This window comes from Prescottella sp. GW823-FHT02E09 (genome assembly GCF_058797375.1).
The window spans coordinates 1-17,120 of sequence record NZ_JBXAJP010000016.1 but is presented as its reverse complement, the minus strand read 5'-3'; the positions used below and the strand labels follow the sequence as shown (position 1 = coordinate 17,120).

Here is a 17,120-nt window from a genome sequence, read left to right as displayed (position 1 = left end):
ACGCCTCCCGTCGCACCCGCCTGATCGGCGGGACAGCTGCACCGATGTTACTGGGACCCCCACCAACCACCACGAAACGAGGTCGACCGCGATGCCCGACAGCACGTTCCGCGAACCGCGAGGAATCGACGAATGCGCCGAGCCCACCCACGATGTCGTCGTCGTGGGCGCCGGATTCGCCGGTCTGTACGCGCTGCACAGCCTGCGCCGTCGCGGCCTGACCGTGCGACTGTTCGAGGCCGGTGACGGCGTGGGTGGCACGTGGTTCTGGAACCGGTACCCGGGCGCCCGATGCGATGTCGACAGCGCCGACTACTCGTACTCCTTCGACGACGACCTGCAGCAGGAGTGGGTGTGGACCGAGCGCTTCCCCGCCCAGCCGGAGATCCTGCGCTATCTCGAGCACGTCGCCGACCGGTTCGGCCTGCGTGCGGACATCACCTTCGGCACCCGGGTGACGTCGGCCTGCTTCGAGGAGGGCACCGGGCTGTGGACGATCGGCACCGACCGCGGCGACGCGGTGACCGCGCGCTGGACGATCATGGCGACCGGCGCCTTGTCGTCGGCGCGGATGCCGGCCCTCGAGGGGCAGGAGTCATTCGCCGGCGAGATCCACCACACCGGGCACTGGCCCACGCACGGCGTGGACTTCACGGGCAAGCGGGTCGGTGTGATCGGCACCGGATCATCCGGGGTGCAGGCGATCCCGGTCATCGCGGAGCACGCCGCCCATCTGACGGTGTTCCAGCGCACCCCCGGATTCGTCATCCCTGCCCGTAACCGGCCACTCGCGCCCGGCGAACTGGCGGAGATCAAGGCCGACTACCCGGCGCGACGGCAACGGCTGCGCGAGTCGCACGGCGGCTGGTTGCTGCCGCCGCCGGTCGGGCTGGCACTCGAAACCGCGCCGGAGGTCCGCGACAAGGAGTACGCGAGCCGCTGGGCCGCGGGCGGCATCGCGTTCCAGAACACGTTCGGCGACATCATGCTCGACGTCGCGGCGAACGAGACAGCCGCGGAGTTCGTCCGTGCGCGCATCCGGGAGACGGTCGCAGATCAGGAGACCGCGGAAATGCTGTGCCCCAAGGGGTATCCGCTGGGATCGAAGCGCCTGTGCATCGGCACCGACTACTACGAGACGTTCAACCGTGACTATGTCCGGCTGGTGGACCTGCGGGCGACACCGATCCGGCGCATCGGTCCCGACGGGATCGACACCGATGCCGGCCGCCACGAACTCGACATGATCGTCTACGCGACCGGATTCGATGCCATGACCGGGGCACTGAACGGCATCGACATCCGTGGCCGCGACGGCGTCGCGCTCCGTGACGCCTGGGCGGCCGGCCCGCGCTCGTACCTCGGCGTCGCCGTGGCCGGGTTCCCCAATCTGTTCGTCCTCGCCGGTCCCGGCAGCCCGTCGGTGCTCTCCAACGTCGTGGTCTCGATCGAGCAGCACGTCGAGTGGGTGGTGGCGTACCTCGACCACATGCGGGCCACCGGCGCGCGATTCGCGGAGGCCACTCCCGACGCGCAGGACCGGTGGGTCGAGCATGTCACCGGCGTGGCCGCGACCAGCCTCTACATGCAGGCCGACTCCTGGTACCTGGGTGCGAACGTTCCGGGCAAACCCCGCATCTTCATGCCCTACCTGGGTGGCGTCGGCAACTACCGCAACCTGTGCGCGCAGATCGCGGCGGACGGCTACCGAGGGTTCTCCACAACCACCGAACTCGGATGGATGCAGCGTGGTTACATGGACGAAAGCACCGCCATCCGTGACGATCGATCGTTGGGAGAAGCGCCGTGACCACTTCGAAGGACTCCGCCGGACCGGACATCAAGCCGCGCAGCCGGGATGTCACGGACGGACTCGAGAAGACCGCCGCGCGCGGCATGCTGCGGGCGGTGGGCATGGGCGACGACGACTGGGACAAGCCGCAGATCGGGATCGGTTCGTCGTGGAACGAGATCACGCCGTGCAACCTGTCGCTGGACCGCCTGGCCGACGCGTGCAAGGACGGGGTGTTCGCGGCCGGCGGCTACCCGCTCGAGTTCGGCACCATCTCGGTCTCGGACGGCATCTCGATGGGCCACGAGGGCATGCACTTCTCACTCGTCTCCCGTGAGGTGATCGCCGACAGCGTCGAGACCGTGATGCAGGCCGAGCGACTCGACGGCTCGGTGCTGCTCGCCGGCTGCGACAAGTCGCTGCCCGGAATGCTGATGGCGGCCGCGCGACTGAACCTCGCCAACGTGTTCCTCTACGCGGGCTCGATCCTGCCGGGCATCGCGAAGCTGTCCGACGGCACCGAGAAGGAAGTGACCATCATCGACGCGTTCGAGGCCGTCGGCGCCTGCTCGCGCGGACTGATGAGCCGCGAGGACGTCGATGCGATCGAACGCGCGATCTGTCCCGGCGAGGGCGCCTGCGGCGGCATGTACACCGCCAACACGATGGCGTGCGCGGCCGAGGCGCTGGGGATGTCGCTGCCCGGCAGCGCCGCTCCTCCCGCCACCGACCGCCGCCGCGACGGGTTCGCCCGGCGCAGTGGGCAGGCCGTCGTCGAGATGCTGCGCCGCGGCATCACCACGTCGGACATCCTGACGAAGGAGGCGTTCGAGAACGCGATCGCCGTCGTCATGGCGTTCGGCGGCTCCACCAACGCGGTGCTGCACCTACTGGCGATCGCGCACGAGGCCGAGGTGGCGCTCACGCTCGACGACTTCGCCCGCGTCGGGGCTCGCGTCCCACACCTGGCCGACGTCAAGCCGTTCGGCCGGCACGTCATGATCGACGTCGACCGGATCGGCGGCGTCCCGGTGATCATGAAATCCCTGCTCGACGCCGGACTGCTGCACGGAGACTGCCTCACCGTCACCGGACGCACGCTGGCCGAGAACCTCGCCGAGATCGCTCCCCCGGATCCGGACGGCAAGGTCCTGCGCGCCCTGTCCTCGCCGATCCACCCGACGGGTGGCATCACGATTCTGAAGGGCACGCTCGCGCCCGGCGGTGCCGTGGTGAAGTCGGCGGGGTTCGATTCGTCCGTGTTCGAGGGAACTGCACGGGTTTTCGACCGCGAGCGTGCGGCGATGGATGCTCTCGAGGACGGGACGATCACCGCCGGCGACGTCGTGGTGATCCGTTACGAGGGTCCCAAGGGCGGACCCGGGATGCGGGAGATGCTGGCGATCACCGCGGCGATCAAGGGTGCGGGCCTCGGTAAGGACGTGCTGCTGCTGACGGACGGCCGGTTCTCCGGCGGAACCACCGGCCTGTGTGTCGGCCACGTCGCTCCCGAGGCGGTCGACGCCGGACCGATCGCGTTCGTCCGCGACGGCGACCGGATCCGCCTCGACGTCGCGAACGGGGTACTCGACCTCCTGGTGGACGAGCAGGAGCTCGCCACCCGCCGGAGCGGATGGGAGCCCCTGCCTCCGCGCTACACCCGTGGCGTCCTGGCCAAGTACACCAAGCTCGTCGGGTCGGCGTCCGACGGCGCCGTGTGCGGTTGACCCCCGGCCGGAACCTAGACGTTCTCGAGTCGAATTCCCTTGGTCTCCCTCATGAACAGGCACGCGATACCGGTGAAGACACACAGCACCATGATGTAGACGCTGAAGGCCCAGCCGATCCCCCGGCCCACCAGGAGTTGGTTCAGGTAGGGCGAGGATCCACCGAACACCGCGACGGAGATCGAGTACGCGAATCCGATGGCCTGCGTCCGGAGCTTGGTGGGGAAGCTCTCCGACAGCGTGGCGGACAGGACCGACGCCGGAATCGAGACGACCAGCAGCGCGACGGTGGTCGCCAGAAGCAGTGTCCATCCGGACGACGTGATCATCGCGGTGAGCGGGATCTGCAGCACGAACATCAGCCCCGCGAACGCGAACAGCATGGGCCGGCGACCGATGCGGTCCGACAACAGACCCCAGAACGGAAGCGATACGAGCGCGATCAGCTGCGCGACGACGAGCATCCAGTAGGCGGTGTCGGGGTTCATGCCCTCCTGGGTGATCGCGTAGGTCGAGATGTACGACGTCCACGTGTAGTGCGCGGCGGTGATGCCGGATGTCATACCGATCATGAGCAGCACGGCACGGACCACCGTCCGGCGGGGAATGCGGGTGTCGTCCGAGGTGTCCTGCGTATCGAACACCTCGCTCTCCTCCATGCTGCGGCGGAGATACAGCGCCACCAACGCCAGGACCGCGCCGATGAGGAAGGGGATACGCCAACCCCACTGCGCGACCGCGCTCTCGGAGAGCGTGGAGGTGACGACACCGCCGACCGAGTAGGCCAGCACGGACCCACCGAAGATCGCGATGAAGGCGACGCTGCCCCACATGCCTCGACGATTCGGAGGCGCGATCTCGCTGACGTACGAGTACGCGGTCGCGGACTCGCCACCGTGCGCGAACCCCTGAACGATGCGGGCCGTCAACAGAATCACCGAGGCCCAGACGCCGACGGACTCGTACGTGGGCATGATGCCGATCACCAGGCTGCCGCCCGCCATCATGAGCATGGTGGTGATCAGGACGAACTTCCGGCCCCGCCGGTCGGCGATCCGACCGAACACGATGCCGCCGAGCGGCCGCATCAGGAACCCGACAGCAAAGACGGCGAGCGTGGACAGCAGTGCCGACACCGGATTCGAGTTGTCGAAGACAACCGCGGCGATGAACGGCGCGAACACCGCGTAGGCGCTCCATTCGTACCACTCCAGCACGTTCCCGACCGCACTCGCCAGGAGCGACTTCTTCTTCGAGCCGATGCCCGTCGCGATCCCCTGGACGGGGTGTTCACTCTCGACAACATGAGATGTCACGATTCTTCAGCTTTCGTCAGAGTTGGTTTGTCACGGAAGGGAACTCACTTGGCTGTGCCGGCACGCTCGCGGAGTTCGGTCCGACGGATCTTGCCGGTCAAGGTCTTGGGAATCGAGTCGACGACGTGCACTCGCCGGGGTCGCTTGTAGGCTGCCAACCGGTCACCGACGAAGGCGACGAGCTCCGCTTCGGACACGCGGGCTCCGGCGTTGAGTGACACGTAGGCAACGACACGCTCGCCCTGATAGTCGTCCGGCTCGCCGGTGACCCCTGCCTCGTACACGGCCGGATGTTCGTGCAGCACACCCTCGACTTCACGCGGCCACACCTTGTAGCCGGACACGTTGATCTGGTCCTTGAGTCGATCAACCAGATAGACCCACCCGTGCTCATCCATGATCGCCCCGTCGCCGGTGTGCAGTCGGCCTCCGGGGAGTGTCTTCGCCGTGTCCTCCGGCCGGTCCAGATATCCGGAGATGATCTGGGGCCCAGCGAGAGTCAGCTCGCCGGCCGTCCCGGCGGGCACCGGATTCCCGTCCGGATCCACGATGCGCGCGTCGAGCAGCGGTAGCGGGATCCCGATCGACAACGACCCACTGTCCGGATCCACCGGCGCACGGGACCCGGGCGGAACCGCGATCACCCCGGAGGACGTTTCCGTCATCCCGAATGCATTGTGGATGTACCGCCCGAACCGTTCCTCGAACTTCCGCACGGTCGCCGGCGGGATCGGCGCACCGCCCGAGTACAGCGCCTTGACCGACGCGAAGTGCCCCGGCGAGGCGTCGGGTATCCGGTACAGAGCGTTGAAGACCGTGATGGATCCGATCGTGAACGTGACCCGGTGCTCGACGAACGTCTCGAGCGCCACCTCGGGGTGGAACCGATTCGCGAAGACCAGCGCGCAGTCACGAATCAGGGCGACGACCGCGTTGATCACCGCACCGGTGATATGGAACAGCGGCGCGATCGCGAAGACGGCGTCGCCCTCGGTGATGCCGACGAAGTCACCGAACGTCGTGGCGACGGCGAGCACGTTCGCATGGGAATTGAGACTGGCTTTGGGAGTACCCGTCGTTCCGGAGGTGTAGGCGACGATTGCCGCGGCGCCCCCGGACACGTCGTGCCGTGGGGGACGCGCACCGCGGTGACGGGTCACCACGTCGACCAGGTCCGCGCCCACCCCGCTTGTCGCCCGGACCGGATCGGCGAACACCCTCGGATCCGACCGGCTCTGGAAGTCGAGGTCACTCGTGGTGATCAGCCATCGAACCGAGCTGTCCCGCAACGTATCCGCCGTCTCCCCGGCAGAACGGTCCGAACAGATGACACCGACGGCGCCCGCATCGTGCACCAGGTGCCGCAGCTCGGATCCGCGATACATCGGGTTGAGAAGCAGCGCGGCCGCGCCGAGCTTCCACAAGGCCACCATCGAGATCGCGTACTGCGGGATGTTCTGCAGGTAGATCCCGACACGGTCACCCGGTCGGACCCCTCTCTCGGACAACCCGACCGCGAGCGCGTCCGACAGTTCGTCGACCTGCGCGGCAGTCAGCACACCGTCGAAGTAGCGCAGCGCCACACCGTCGGGATTCGCCGTGACGCGGGCATTCCAGGCGTCGACGAGCGACTCGTACGGGATCGAAGGATTCGTGACCGTCCCCGTCGGATACAGCGACGTCCAAGGGCGTGCGTCGGGCATTGCACCAGCCCCCTTTCAGCAGTTGACAGCAGCAGGACTCGGGGCGGGAGGGAGTCACCCCGGCAAGCCCGCCAGACCGACCGACCGATCGATCGTTCGGTAGAGGGAGTGTTGCTTGTCACACCTGATGTGTCAAATGGGAACGTGCGGTCCGATCTCGCGCAGGTGCATCGGCGCGGCGACAAGCCCTGAAAGGTGGCAGTGTTCGCCCACGCGAATGTGCCGGACCCTCGACGAGGATCCGGCACATCGCGCGACTGGAACTGCAGCTAGATCGGTCTGTAGCCGGCGCCGGGGCCACCGGTCGCGTTGATGCTGTCGATGATCGCCGTCATGTTGGTGCCGAGTTCGGGGCCGAGGCAGGCGACGCCGAGATAGGCGTTCACCATCGCGACCAAGGTCGTGCCGACGACGACCGGTGAGCCCGAATCGCCCTCGATGACGCACATCTGCGTCCAGGTTTCCTGCGACTGGAGCAGGTCTCCGTACACGACGCCGCACGTGTGGCCGGTGGTCCGCCCCTGCTTGCATGCGACCGCGGGGAACTGTGCCGGCATCCCGATCCCGGTGATCGTGACCTGCCCGATCGTGTTCACCGGATCGACCTTCGTCGGGTCGAATTCGATCACCGCGTAGTCGTAGTCGTGGTTGGACACCACGAATTGCCCCACCACCCCGGCATCGGGCGCGGACTCCGACACCACCGCCGCCCCCGCATCACCGCAGTGGCCCGCCGTGATGCCGACCAGCCTGCCGGCGTTGTCGTGTCCGATGGTGGTGAGCGTGCACTCGTACATGTTGTCGATCACGATTCCGGACCCACCGCCGAGAACCGTCTTCGGCGGCGCTGCGGTGGCGGTGCCGACTCCGAGCATGGCAGCGATCACCGCCAACGCCGCGAAGATCAAGGAAAGTCGCTTGAGCATGTTGCCCTCCCGGTTGGCGCTACAAATGTGCCATCGGTCGATCACCGCCACATGCCTGCGCACTACCCCGCATGCACGCCCTCGGCGCGATCATGCGCGAACGAGTCGGCGGGACACTCTATCGGCAACCTTCCCACCGTCGTCGATGCCGACGGGCCGCGTTGACCCGATCGTCACCGAATCGCCGACTAGGTGGTGGAGCCCAACGCCTCGAGCGCCCGTCGGGCATCCTCGAGTTCCTTGCTCAATGCCGCAATCCGCTGCTCCGCAGCCTCCCGAGCAGCGGAGATGACTGATTGGACCGCTTCGAGAGCGTTGGGCTCCCCGAGTTCGCGGACCGCGCGATCCACCGCGTCCGGGCTGACCGGAACCGCCTTGCTCGGGCGCTTCGCACCGTGCGCGACGGTGACCGTCCATTCGTTCTCGAGGCCGGCGTGAATCGTCACGCTCACACTGCCCGCCGCCACCTTCTTGGCGCGCCGAGGAGCCGGTGCGGCGCTGGGCGACGGCGCGGGAGCCGTAGCGACCGCGGGGGCCGACGCGGGCTCTCGCGACGCCGGCGACACCGACGGCGCGGAGGACACGGTCGCGCGCACCGGGGCGGTTGCCGTGGCCGGTGTGGGTCGCGGCGCAGTGGGGCGCGGTGTGGAGACCGGGGTCGGAGCGGCCGCCGCGACCTTGCGGGCGGCGGCCGGCTTGGCTGCCGCCTTGGCGGAAGGCTCCGGAGCCTTGCGTGTCATGCGTAGTTCCTCCGCCTCGAACGGCAGTTCGTCGTTGACCCCCTTGGGGCGGATGATGACCGTATTTCCTTCCACCGAAACAACTTTGGCCGAGCATCCCGCCTCGATCCCGAGGCTGGGCGTGGCTTCATTGAGGTATACGGTGGCGCGCTTGCCTTCGGCGACGGCCGCGGCCAGCGCCTCGAGGTTCTCCGCGGTGAGGTGTTCCGGTGACGAGCCAGTGCCGGAACGTCTGCGGGGCGGCATGATGAGGGTCCTCCTGAATACCTACAAGAACACAGAATTCTTACCCCGCTACTTTGGCACAGGCCTCCGACAGCCCCCACGACCCGCAGTCCGGCGGAAGCGACGACTCGCCCCGGATCGGTGATTCACTCTGGGGACCAATCGTCGCGAAAGGTGTCTGCCGTGGAGATCTCCGAGAATCTCGATACCGGTGTGCTCGGCGTGATCCAGTCGGAGGTCGAGCAGACACTGCTCGGTGGCCCGCGGCGGTACACCCGGGACCGGATCGCCGAGCTCGCCGGCGTGCCGCTCGAGCGCGCACAGCGGCTGTGGGTGTCGATGGGCTTCGCGATCGACGCGGATCCCGACGCCGTGATGTTCACCGACGGCGACGTCGCCGCCCTGCGTGCTCTGGTGGGGTTCGTCGACGGCGGAGCGCTGGCACCCGATGCGGCGGTCGCCGCCACCCGGGCGCTGGGGCAGTCCATGTCCAGGCTGGCCGAGTGGCAGGTTGCCGTACTCAACTCGCACCTCGCCGACGAACTGGCCGCCGCCCACGCACGGTCCGGCGCGCTCGACGAGCAGGCCCTGCGGACCGCGGTCGGGACGCTCACGTCGGAACTGCTGCCCACCGTCGAGGAACTGCAGTCGTACGTGTGGCGACGGCACCTGGCGGCGGCCACCGCGCGCCGGGCCGGCAGCGTCGGCGAGGACACCAGCAACCGGGCGCTCGTCGTGGGCTTCGCGGACATGGTCGGGTACACGAGCCTGACGCGGCGTATCCGCGTCGACGACCTGAGCGAGCTGCTCGAGGAGTTCGAATCGCAGACGACGTCGATCATCACGCAGGGCGGTGGATGGGTGGTCAAGAACGTCGGCGACGAGGTGATGTTCGCGGCGGAGAAGGCGACCGAGGCGGCGCGGATCGCACTCGCGCTGCAGCACGCGGCGCACACCGACCCGGATCGGCCCGATCTCCGGGTGGGGCTGGCGGCGGGATCGGTACTCTTGCGCTTCGGCGACCTGTTCGGCGAGGCGGTCAACATCGCGGCGCGACTGACGAGCGCGGCCCGACCGGGGACGGTCCTGGTCGACGCGGAGCTGGCTGCGATGCTCGCCGACGACGAGGACGTCACCCTCAGGTCGTTGCGGCCGCTCCGAGTCCGCGGGTACTCGCGGCTGCGGGCGTTCGCGCTGCGGCCCGTCCGGGGCCCGGACACTGCGTGACGCGGGTCAGCCGACAGCCGACGAGCTGTCCACGTCCCGCGCACCCCGGGCGGCGAGGAAGTCGTCGACGATCCGCACGCAGGCATCCGACCCCAGCGGGGCGAGGGTTGCCAGCTTGGTGAACACGAGCGGACCGACCAGTTGTGCAAGAGCGAGGTCGTAGTCGAAGTCGCCGAGTATCTTTCGCGCCTCGTCGGTCCCGAGCACGCGATCGAAGGCGGTGCGGTACTGCACCACGACGTGCTCGCGCAGCGATCTGAGCTCCGGCTTGTCCGTGTGGGGCTGGTCCACACCCTCCAGATCGGATGCACTGGAGTAGTCGTCGAGCGCCGGTCCCATCCCGAGCCAGCACAGCGCGGTCACGTGCATCGGCGCCTCTTCGATCAACCGGGCCTGGCTGACCATCAACTCGATCAGTTGCGTCCGCAGATCACCCGACAACGGGACCGCCGGGGCCGGCGGGATCAACCGTCCGAAGGCCGCGGCCACCAATTCCGTGCCGCTGTCGAAATGCCGGTACAGCGTCGCCCGTGCCACCTTCGCGAGTTTCGTGACGGCATCGATCGTGACGGCATCGGTGCCGCCCTTCGCGAGCAGCGTGGTCGCGGCGTCGAGCAACCGCGCACGTGAACGCGCCTTTCGCGGATCCTGGTCCGGCTCCGCCACTTCGGTTGCGTCACTACCCATCCGTCATCACCTCTTGTGGAACCGTCGGTTCACCTACGATACTTACAGTCTTGTTTCCTACGGGGAGGCCCGCATGGCTGGAAAGTACACCGGAAACGCCGGGCGGATGACATGGGGCCAGATCTGGACGCTCACCGTGTCGTGCGCGGCGGTGGCGCTGGTCGTGGCGGCGATGGCCGCCCTCAACACCGCGCTGCCGGACCTCGCCCGCGACACCGGTGCCACCCAGTCCCAGCTCACCTGGATCGTCGACGGCTACACCCTCACCCTCGCGTGCCTGCTCCTGCCGGCCGGCGCGCTGGGCGATCACTACGGCCGCCGCGGGGTACTGGTGTTCGGCCTGTTCGTGTTCGCGGCCGCCTCCGCTGTGCCGATCCTGGTCGACGCCCCCGAGTGGCTGATCGGCGCCCGCGCGGCCGCGGGCATCGGCGCGGCATTCGTCATGCCGGCGACGCTGTCCATCCTCACCGCGAGTTTCCCGGCGGCGCAGCGCTCCAAGGCCGTCGGCATCTGGTCCGGTGTCGCGGGATCCGGTGGCATCGCCGGCCTCATCGGCTCCGGGCTGTTGCTCGAGCAGTGGTCGTGGCACTCGATCTTCATCGGGCTCGCGGTCGTCTCGGCCGTCCTGTTCGCCCTGTCCTTCACGATCCCGTCGTCCCGCGACGAACATCCGTCGGCGTTCGACATCCGTGGGGGAGTGCTCATCGTCGGGGCGATCGGGCTGTTCGTGCTCGGCATCATCGAGGCACCGCAGCGGGGCTGGCTCGACCCGTTGGTGCTCGCCGCGATCGTCGGTGGACTTGCCGCGGCAACTGTCTTCGCGATGGTCGAACTGCGGGTGGCACACCCGCTCCTCGACGTCCGACTGTTCCGTAACCGCACCTTCGGTGTGGGCGCGACTTCCCTGCTGCTGCAGTTCTTCGCGACGTTCGGGCTGTTCTTCCTCATCGTCCAGCACCTGCAGTTGGTCCTGGACTACTCGCCGCTGCAGTCGGCCCTCGCGCTGGCGCCGATCGCCGTCGTCGTGCTCGCACTGTCGGTGCTGGCGCCGGTCCTGATCCCGCTGCTGGGACTGCGCGCGATGACGTTCGTCGGCCTGACGGTCATGGCGACCTCGCTGGTCCTGCTGGGCAGGCTCGACGCGACCAGCACGTACCTCGACGTCGCGGTGCCACTCGTGGTCGCCGCATTCGGGCTCGGGCTGTGCACCGCGCCCGCGACCACGGCCATCGTGCAGAACACCCCGACCGCCAATCAGGGCGTCGCATCTGCGGTGAACGACGCCACCCGCGAGATCGGTGCCGCGATCGGCGTGGCATTGGCGGGCAGCATCCTGGCAGCCGGCTACGGACGCCACATCCAGCCCGCAGTCGACGCCGTCCCCGAGCAGGCCAAGCAGCCTGTCGGCGACTCGCTCGCGGCCGCGCTCGAGGTCTCCGAACTCGCGGGCCCGCAGGGAGATCAGCTGGCCGACTTCGCGAAGGAGTCCTTCCTGCACGGCATGCAGGAGGCCTCGTTCGTGCTCGCCGGCGTCCTGTTCGTCACCGCCGTCGTGCTCGGTGTGTGGGCGCCGGGCGGACGCGGCATCGCGACCGCACCCGAACCCGCGCACACCGACGTGCTGGCCGAGGTCGACTGATCGGACGCCGCCCCGGGGCTCAGTGGGTGGCGGCGCGCGCCGACACCTTGCCGGCCGCGTCGGCGTGGAACAGTGCGTCGTTGTAGTGGCATCCCCGGGGCACCCGCCGGAACGTCTTCTCCTCGGAGAACTTGTAGTAGAGGGCCCGCCGACCCGCGTTCGGACCGACGGGTGGCGGGGTGCTGTGCATGATGTCGCCGAAGTGGAGGGTGAGGTCGCCCGGCTCGGTTTCGATCCTGACGACCGGCAGGCTGCCCTCCTCGCCCCACTGCAGCCAATGGTTGGTGTAGCGGTGCGAGCCGGCCAGGACCATGAGCTGACCGTTCTCGGGGTTCGCGTGGTCGAGCTGGATTCCCGCCTGGATGAGCGGGCACAGGACCGGGTGACCACCGATGCCGTCGTCGGTGTGCCACCCGAGGTCGCCGTCGCCCTTGACGATGTCGGAGGACTTGACGAAGACCATCGGCCCGTCCAGGCGGTCGTCGCACACACGGAAGCCCGGGTTGCCCAGGCGTGCGAACTCGGTCATTCGGGGTTCGAAACAGAGATCCTGCAACACCTTCGAGTGGCGACCGAGGTAGTTGATCCGGGTGACCACCTCGTCTCCGCCGGCATTGAGCGACCACCAGGAGAACGGATCACCGGGGGTCGTCCGGGACCGGACGAACTCCACCTCGTCGCGGAACGTGGCGACCTCGTCCGGTGAGTAGACCCCCTTGATGTGCAGGAATCCGGCAGTGTCGAGGAAATGCCTCATCTCGTCGTGATCACCGTCGGCCGGGAAGCTACGACACAGGTCGAGGGGCTCGCCGTCCGATCCGATCAGCGTGTCCCACACGGCGACGGTGTAGATCGGTCGTCCCGAGACGAGCGAACGGGTGGCCGGCTGCCATCGCTTCCAGCCGTCCAGGTTGCCCCGCACCACTTTCGCGCGCTCGGTGCGCACGGAACCACTCGCCGTCAACAGCTCGTTCAGGTACGCCGAGAACGTCGACTCGTCGAGTTCGACGATAGTCTCGGCGTTCTCCTCGCCCTCCGCCGCACGAATGCCGTCGGCCGTGGCGGTCCAGGTGAACGCCCCGCCGCCGGGAACGCGGAAGGCCAACGGCGGCACACCCGCCAGATCGTCGACCAGCAGCGCGGCGTTCCGGGAATTCAGTGCCGGAAGCCGGGTCGCGTGGAACTCGGCAAACGAGTACCGCGGGAACGAATCCGCGATTGCCTCGACCCAGGGAAGACCTGTCCCTCGCTCATCGGTGCCCATTCCCACGCTCCTCGCCGTCTCTATGTCTTCACCGGATGATCCACGGAACACTACGATTTCGATCGACAACTCGCCGAGCGGGTGACGGTCAGACGACGCGTGCCGATCGTGGGATCGGGATGGGGATGGCTTCGAGCAGTGTCCGGGTGTAGCCCTGTCGTGGCGTGTCGTAGATGTCGGTGACGGTGCCGGTCTCGACGACCTCGCCGGCCTTCATCACCATCACCCGGTCGGCGATGACCTCGATGAGCGCGAGGTCGTGACAGACGAACAGGTAGGCGAGGCCGAGTTCTTCCTGGAGGTCTCGCAGCAGGTTCAACACCTGCGCACGCACCGACACGTCCAGGGCGGCAACGGGTTCGTCACACACGATCATCTTCGGCTCGAGCGTGAGCGCGCGGGCGATCGCGACCCGCTGGAGCTGGCCGCCGGACAACTCGGCCGGATACCGGCCCAGATAACGCGAGCCGATACCGACCTTGTCGAGCAACTCCTGCGCGCGACGGGCGCGGGCCGCGCGGTCGAGGTCGGTGTGCACGATCAGCGGTTCGGCGACCGCGTCCGCGACGGTCATCCGGGGATCCAGTGAACTGTGGGGGTCCTGGAAGATCATCTGCATGCCGCGCCGCATCTCGCGTAGCCGGGCCGATTTCGCGGCGCGGACGTCCTCGCCGTCGAAGACGATGGTGCCGGTGTCGGGTTCGATCAGCCGCAACACCATCCGGCCGACTGTGGACTTCCCTGCGCCGGATTCCCCGACCACGGCAAGGCATTCACCGGCCTCGAGGGTGAACGACACATCCTTCACCGCGTGGGTCCACCCGGTCTTCCGGCCGAGGAAGTCGCGGCGGGTGGAGAACGACTTGGTCAGGTTCGTGACCTCGAGCAGACTCACGGCGCCTCGATTCCTCGCAGTTGTAGATCAGCGGTCAGCAGACAGCGGGCGGCCCGCCCGGCCGTGATGCCGGTCATCGCGGGATGCGTCACGTCACACAGACCCGCCCGGGCGTGGGTGCAGCGGTCGTGGAAGTGACAGCCTGCCGGCCACTCCCCGGCGGCGGGGATCCGGCCCGGGATCGCCGTCAGGCGGCGGTCGGCGGACAGGCCCGGCCTCGGGATCGAGGCGAGCAGCCCGGAGGTGTAGGGGTGCTGGGGGCGGAAGAACACCTCGTCGGCGCGGCCGTCCTCGATCACTTCCCCGGCATACATGACCACGACCCGCTCGCACAGTTCCGCGACGACACCGAGGTCGTGGGTGACGAACAACAGCGCGACCCCGGTCTGCTGCTGCAGATCACGCAACAAATCCAGGATCGTCTCCTGCACCGTCACATCCAACGCGGTGGTCGGCTCGTCCGCGATCAGCAACCGCGGATTGCACGCCATCACCATCGCGATCATCACCCGCTGACACATGCCACCGGAGAACGCGTGCGGATACTCCCGCACCCGCTCCGCCGCCCTCGGGATCTGCACCAACTCGAGCATCTCCACCGCCCGCGCCATCGCCGCCTTGCGATCCAGACCCAGATGTCTACGCACCGATTCGGCGATCTGATCGCCGACCGTATAGGCAGGGTTCAGCGACCGGATCGGCTGCTGGAAGATCATCCCCATCCCGGTGCCGCGCAACTCCCGCCACGCCTTACCTGGGAGCTTCGTCAGATCTCGGCCGTCGAATTCGACACTGCCCCGGGAGATCCGGCCCCCGGTGTCCGGGGTCAGGCCCATCACCGCGAGCGAGGATACGGTCTTCCCGGACCCGGATTCACCGACCAGGGCGACGGATTCACCGGCAGCGACGTCGAACGAGACGTCCTGCACGGCGGTGACCCAGTCCTTGCGGCCGGCCGGGAACTGCACCGTCAGGTCCCGGACCCGCAGCAGAGGTGCGGCCGGGTCCAGTGGCGCCCCGCCCGGACGGGTGAGGGTGTCAGTTGCTGCCATTGCGACTCCTCGTCAGAGCACGGCGCACACCGTCGCCGAGGTAGGTGAATGCGAGGACGGTCAAGAAGATCATCACGCCGGGCGGCCACACCAGATACGGCGCGAGTTGCATGTTCGACGCCGCGGTCGAGAGCATCGACCCCCAACTCGCCGCCGGGGCCTTCGCACCCAACCCGAGGAAGCTCAGGCTCGCCTCGGCCGCGACCGCCGTACCCAACGACACCGAGATCACCAGCACGATCGGGGGCATCACGTTCGGCAGGATGTGCCGGACGATGGTGCGGGAAGTGGTGCAACCCAAAGCGACCGACGCCTCGATATAGGTGTCGCCCCGGACATCCATCGTCGACGCCCGGGCCACCCGGAAGAAGCGGGGCGCCATCACCAGACCGACCGCGAGCATCGCGTTGGTGATCCCCGACCCCAGCACCGCCACGATCGTGATCGCCAGCACCAACGACGGGGCACTCATCAACGCATCCATGATTCGCGTCAACACCGCATCGACCCAGCCGCCCATGTAGCCGGCGAGCACCCCCAACGGCAACCCCAGCACCAACGCGAGCGCGACCGCCTGCAACGACGCCGACAACGAGATCCGGGCGCCGAAAATCAAACGGCTCAACACATCCCGACCGTAGTCGTCGGTACCCAGCCAGTGCGCCGACGACGGCGACTGCAACCTGGTCAACAAATCCTGCGCATACGGGTCGTACGGCGCCAGCCACGGCGCGAACACCGCCATGACGACCAGCAGCAGCACGAACACCCCGGCCACTACCGCAGCCGGACGCCGCCGCACCACACCCCATGCCCGCCCGACAGCACCGGGAGCACGGTCGGCGGAGATTTCGGACGGCAGTGTCGTTCCAGTCGTTGTCATGCGCGCACCTTCGGGTTGAAGTAACCGTAGGAGATGTCGACCAACAGGTTCACGATCACCACCACGCACGTGGTGAACAACACGAACCCGAGCAGCACCGGAACGTCATGGTTCTGAACACTGTTGACTGCGAGCGACCCCATCCCCGGCATGCTGTAGATGATCTCGATCGTCACCGCACCGCCGAGGACCTCGGAGACCCGGAAGCCGAGGACGGTGACCACCGGAATGCAGGCGTTCTTCAGGCCGTGTTTGAGGACCACACTGGCCCGCCCCAACCCGCGGGCCTTCGCGTTGAGGATGTAGTCGCTGCCCATCACCTGACCGAGCGCGGACCGCAGCTGCAACGTCACCTCCGCCGCCGGCAGCAACGCCAGTGCGACACCTGGAAGGACCAGGTGCTGGAACCACGGGACCACACCGTCCGACAGCGGGACATAGCCGAATGCGGGGAAGATCTGGTTCGACACCGCGAACAACGACACCAACACCAGACCGAACCAGAACGCGGGGATCGCGATCGCGATCGACGCCAGCACATTGATGCCGCGGTCGACCACGCCGCCCGGGCGCAGCGACCCCGACACCCCGAGGATCACACCGATCACCACGGCCAGCACCATCGCGAACCCGACCAGCGACAGCGTGGTCGCCATGCGCCGGAACAACAACTCGGCGACCGACTGATCCGACAGCAGCGACACCCCGAGATCACCCTGGAGCACGCCACCGACCCAGTCCAGGTAGCGGACGAACACGTTCTGATCCAAACCCAACGTCGCCCGCAACTGCTCGAGCCGCTCCGGCGTCGGATCCTCCCCCGCCAGAATCACCGCCGGATCACCCGGCGCCAGATCGATCAACAGAAATATCAGCAACGGCACGACCAACAGCAGCGGGATCGCCGCCAGCAACCGTTTTCCGGCATAGCGCAGCATCTTCGGCCTCTCGGCAGGTGTCGGTGTTCGGTGCGACTACTTGGTGATGCCCACGTGACGGACGTCGAAGATGCCCAGGTTCACCCACGGCATGTCCTCGGTACCG

At 67.8% G+C, this 17,120-nt stretch carries 14 protein-coding genes; 4 read left to right on the top strand and 10 right to left on the bottom strand.

The annotated features are described in order from the left end of the window. Positions 1 to 91: 91 nt before the first annotated feature. Together AC1RIF_RS26660 and ilvD are read left to right on the top strand one after the other, a co-directional pair. Positions 92 to 1,810, top strand: coding sequence for a flavin-containing monooxygenase (locus tag AC1RIF_RS26660; protein WP_492604397.1), 1,719 nt, complete (start codon positions 92 to 94; stop codon positions 1,808 to 1,810). Further along, on the top strand, positions 1,807 to 3,519 hold the full coding sequence (ilvD, locus tag AC1RIF_RS26655) for a dihydroxy-acid dehydratase (RefSeq protein WP_492604396.1): 1,713 nt from the start codon (positions 1,807 to 1,809) through the stop codon (positions 3,517 to 3,519). Before AC1RIF_RS26660 ends, ilvD begins: the two co-directional genes overlap by 4 nt. A gap of 14 nt (positions 3,520 to 3,533) precedes the next feature. On the opposite strand, the gene AC1RIF_RS26650 is transcribed toward ilvD, so the two are convergent. The 4 genes from AC1RIF_RS26650 to AC1RIF_RS26635 all read right to left on the bottom strand — a co-directional run bounded on the left by AC1RIF_RS26650 (position 3,534) and on the right by AC1RIF_RS26635 (position 8,450). Further along, entirely contained in the window at positions 3,534 to 4,835 is a 1,302-nt protein-coding gene (locus AC1RIF_RS26650; RefSeq protein WP_492604395.1) for an MFS transporter, read from the bottom strand. A 44-nt stretch (positions 4,836 to 4,879) separates the two neighbouring features. After that, positions 4,880 to 6,538, bottom strand: a complete 1,659-nt coding sequence (locus AC1RIF_RS26645) for a class I adenylate-forming enzyme family protein (protein ID WP_492604394.1) — start codon at positions 6,536 to 6,538, stop codon at positions 4,880 to 4,882. 269 nt (positions 6,539 to 6,807) lie between these two features. Beyond that, positions 6,808 to 7,464: a S1 family peptidase gene (locus AC1RIF_RS26640; RefSeq protein ID WP_492604393.1), complete on the bottom strand. Its 657-nt coding sequence runs from the start codon at positions 7,462 to 7,464 to the stop codon at positions 6,808 to 6,810. Positions 7,465 to 7,652: 188 nt separating this feature from the next. Beyond that, on the bottom strand, positions 7,653 to 8,450 hold the full coding sequence (locus tag AC1RIF_RS26635; RefSeq protein ID WP_492604392.1) for a DUF6319 family protein: 798 nt from the start codon (positions 8,448 to 8,450) through the stop codon (positions 7,653 to 7,655). 162 nt (positions 8,451 to 8,612) lie between these two features. Between AC1RIF_RS26635 and AC1RIF_RS26630 the strand changes: the two genes are divergently transcribed. Next, positions 8,613 to 9,656: an adenylate/guanylate cyclase domain-containing protein gene (locus AC1RIF_RS26630; protein ID WP_492604391.1), complete on the top strand. Its 1,044-nt coding sequence runs from the start codon at positions 8,613 to 8,615 to the stop codon at positions 9,654 to 9,656. Between the two features lie 6 nt (positions 9,657 to 9,662). Here AC1RIF_RS26630 and AC1RIF_RS26625 read toward each other — a convergent pair whose 3' ends face one another. Beyond that, on the bottom strand, positions 9,663 to 10,343 hold the full coding sequence (locus AC1RIF_RS26625; RefSeq protein ID WP_492604390.1) for a TetR family transcriptional regulator: 681 nt from the start codon (positions 10,341 to 10,343) through the stop codon (positions 9,663 to 9,665). Positions 10,344 to 10,416: 73 nt separating this feature from the next. Between AC1RIF_RS26625 and AC1RIF_RS26620 the strand changes: the two genes are divergently transcribed. Next, entirely contained in the window at positions 10,417 to 11,982 is a 1,566-nt protein-coding gene (locus tag AC1RIF_RS26620) for an MFS transporter (RefSeq protein ID WP_492604389.1), read from the top strand. A 19-nt stretch (positions 11,983 to 12,001) separates the two neighbouring features. Here the strand turns inward: AC1RIF_RS26620 and AC1RIF_RS26615 are convergent, their stop codons facing one another. The 5 genes from AC1RIF_RS26615 to AC1RIF_RS26595 all read right to left on the bottom strand — a co-directional run bounded on the left by AC1RIF_RS26615 (position 12,002) and on the right by AC1RIF_RS26595 (position 17,014). Continuing rightward, positions 12,002 to 13,246 carry a phytanoyl-CoA dioxygenase family protein gene (locus AC1RIF_RS26615; RefSeq protein WP_492604388.1) on the bottom strand — a complete coding sequence of 415 codons (1,245 nt, stop codon included), beginning with the start codon at positions 13,244 to 13,246 and terminating at the stop codon, positions 12,002 to 12,004. 88 nt (positions 13,247 to 13,334) lie between these two features. After that, positions 13,335 to 14,141 carry an ATP-binding cassette domain-containing protein gene (locus tag AC1RIF_RS26610; protein ID WP_492604387.1) on the bottom strand — a complete coding sequence of 269 codons (807 nt, stop codon included), beginning with the start codon at positions 14,139 to 14,141 and terminating at the stop codon, positions 13,335 to 13,337. Beyond that, entirely contained in the window at positions 14,138 to 15,193 is a 1,056-nt protein-coding gene (locus AC1RIF_RS26605; RefSeq protein ID WP_492604386.1) for an ABC transporter ATP-binding protein, read from the bottom strand. The genes AC1RIF_RS26610 and AC1RIF_RS26605 overlap by 4 nt, the downstream gene beginning before the upstream one ends. Beyond that, positions 15,180 to 16,076, bottom strand: a complete 897-nt coding sequence (locus AC1RIF_RS26600) for an ABC transporter permease (protein WP_492604385.1) — start codon at positions 16,074 to 16,076, stop codon at positions 15,180 to 15,182. The genes AC1RIF_RS26605 and AC1RIF_RS26600 overlap by 14 nt, the downstream gene beginning before the upstream one ends. Next, positions 16,073 to 17,014, bottom strand: coding sequence for an ABC transporter permease (locus AC1RIF_RS26595; protein WP_492604384.1), 942 nt, complete (start codon positions 17,012 to 17,014; stop codon positions 16,073 to 16,075). Before AC1RIF_RS26595 ends, AC1RIF_RS26600 begins: the two co-directional genes overlap by 4 nt. Positions 17,015 to 17,120: the final 106 nt, after the last annotated feature.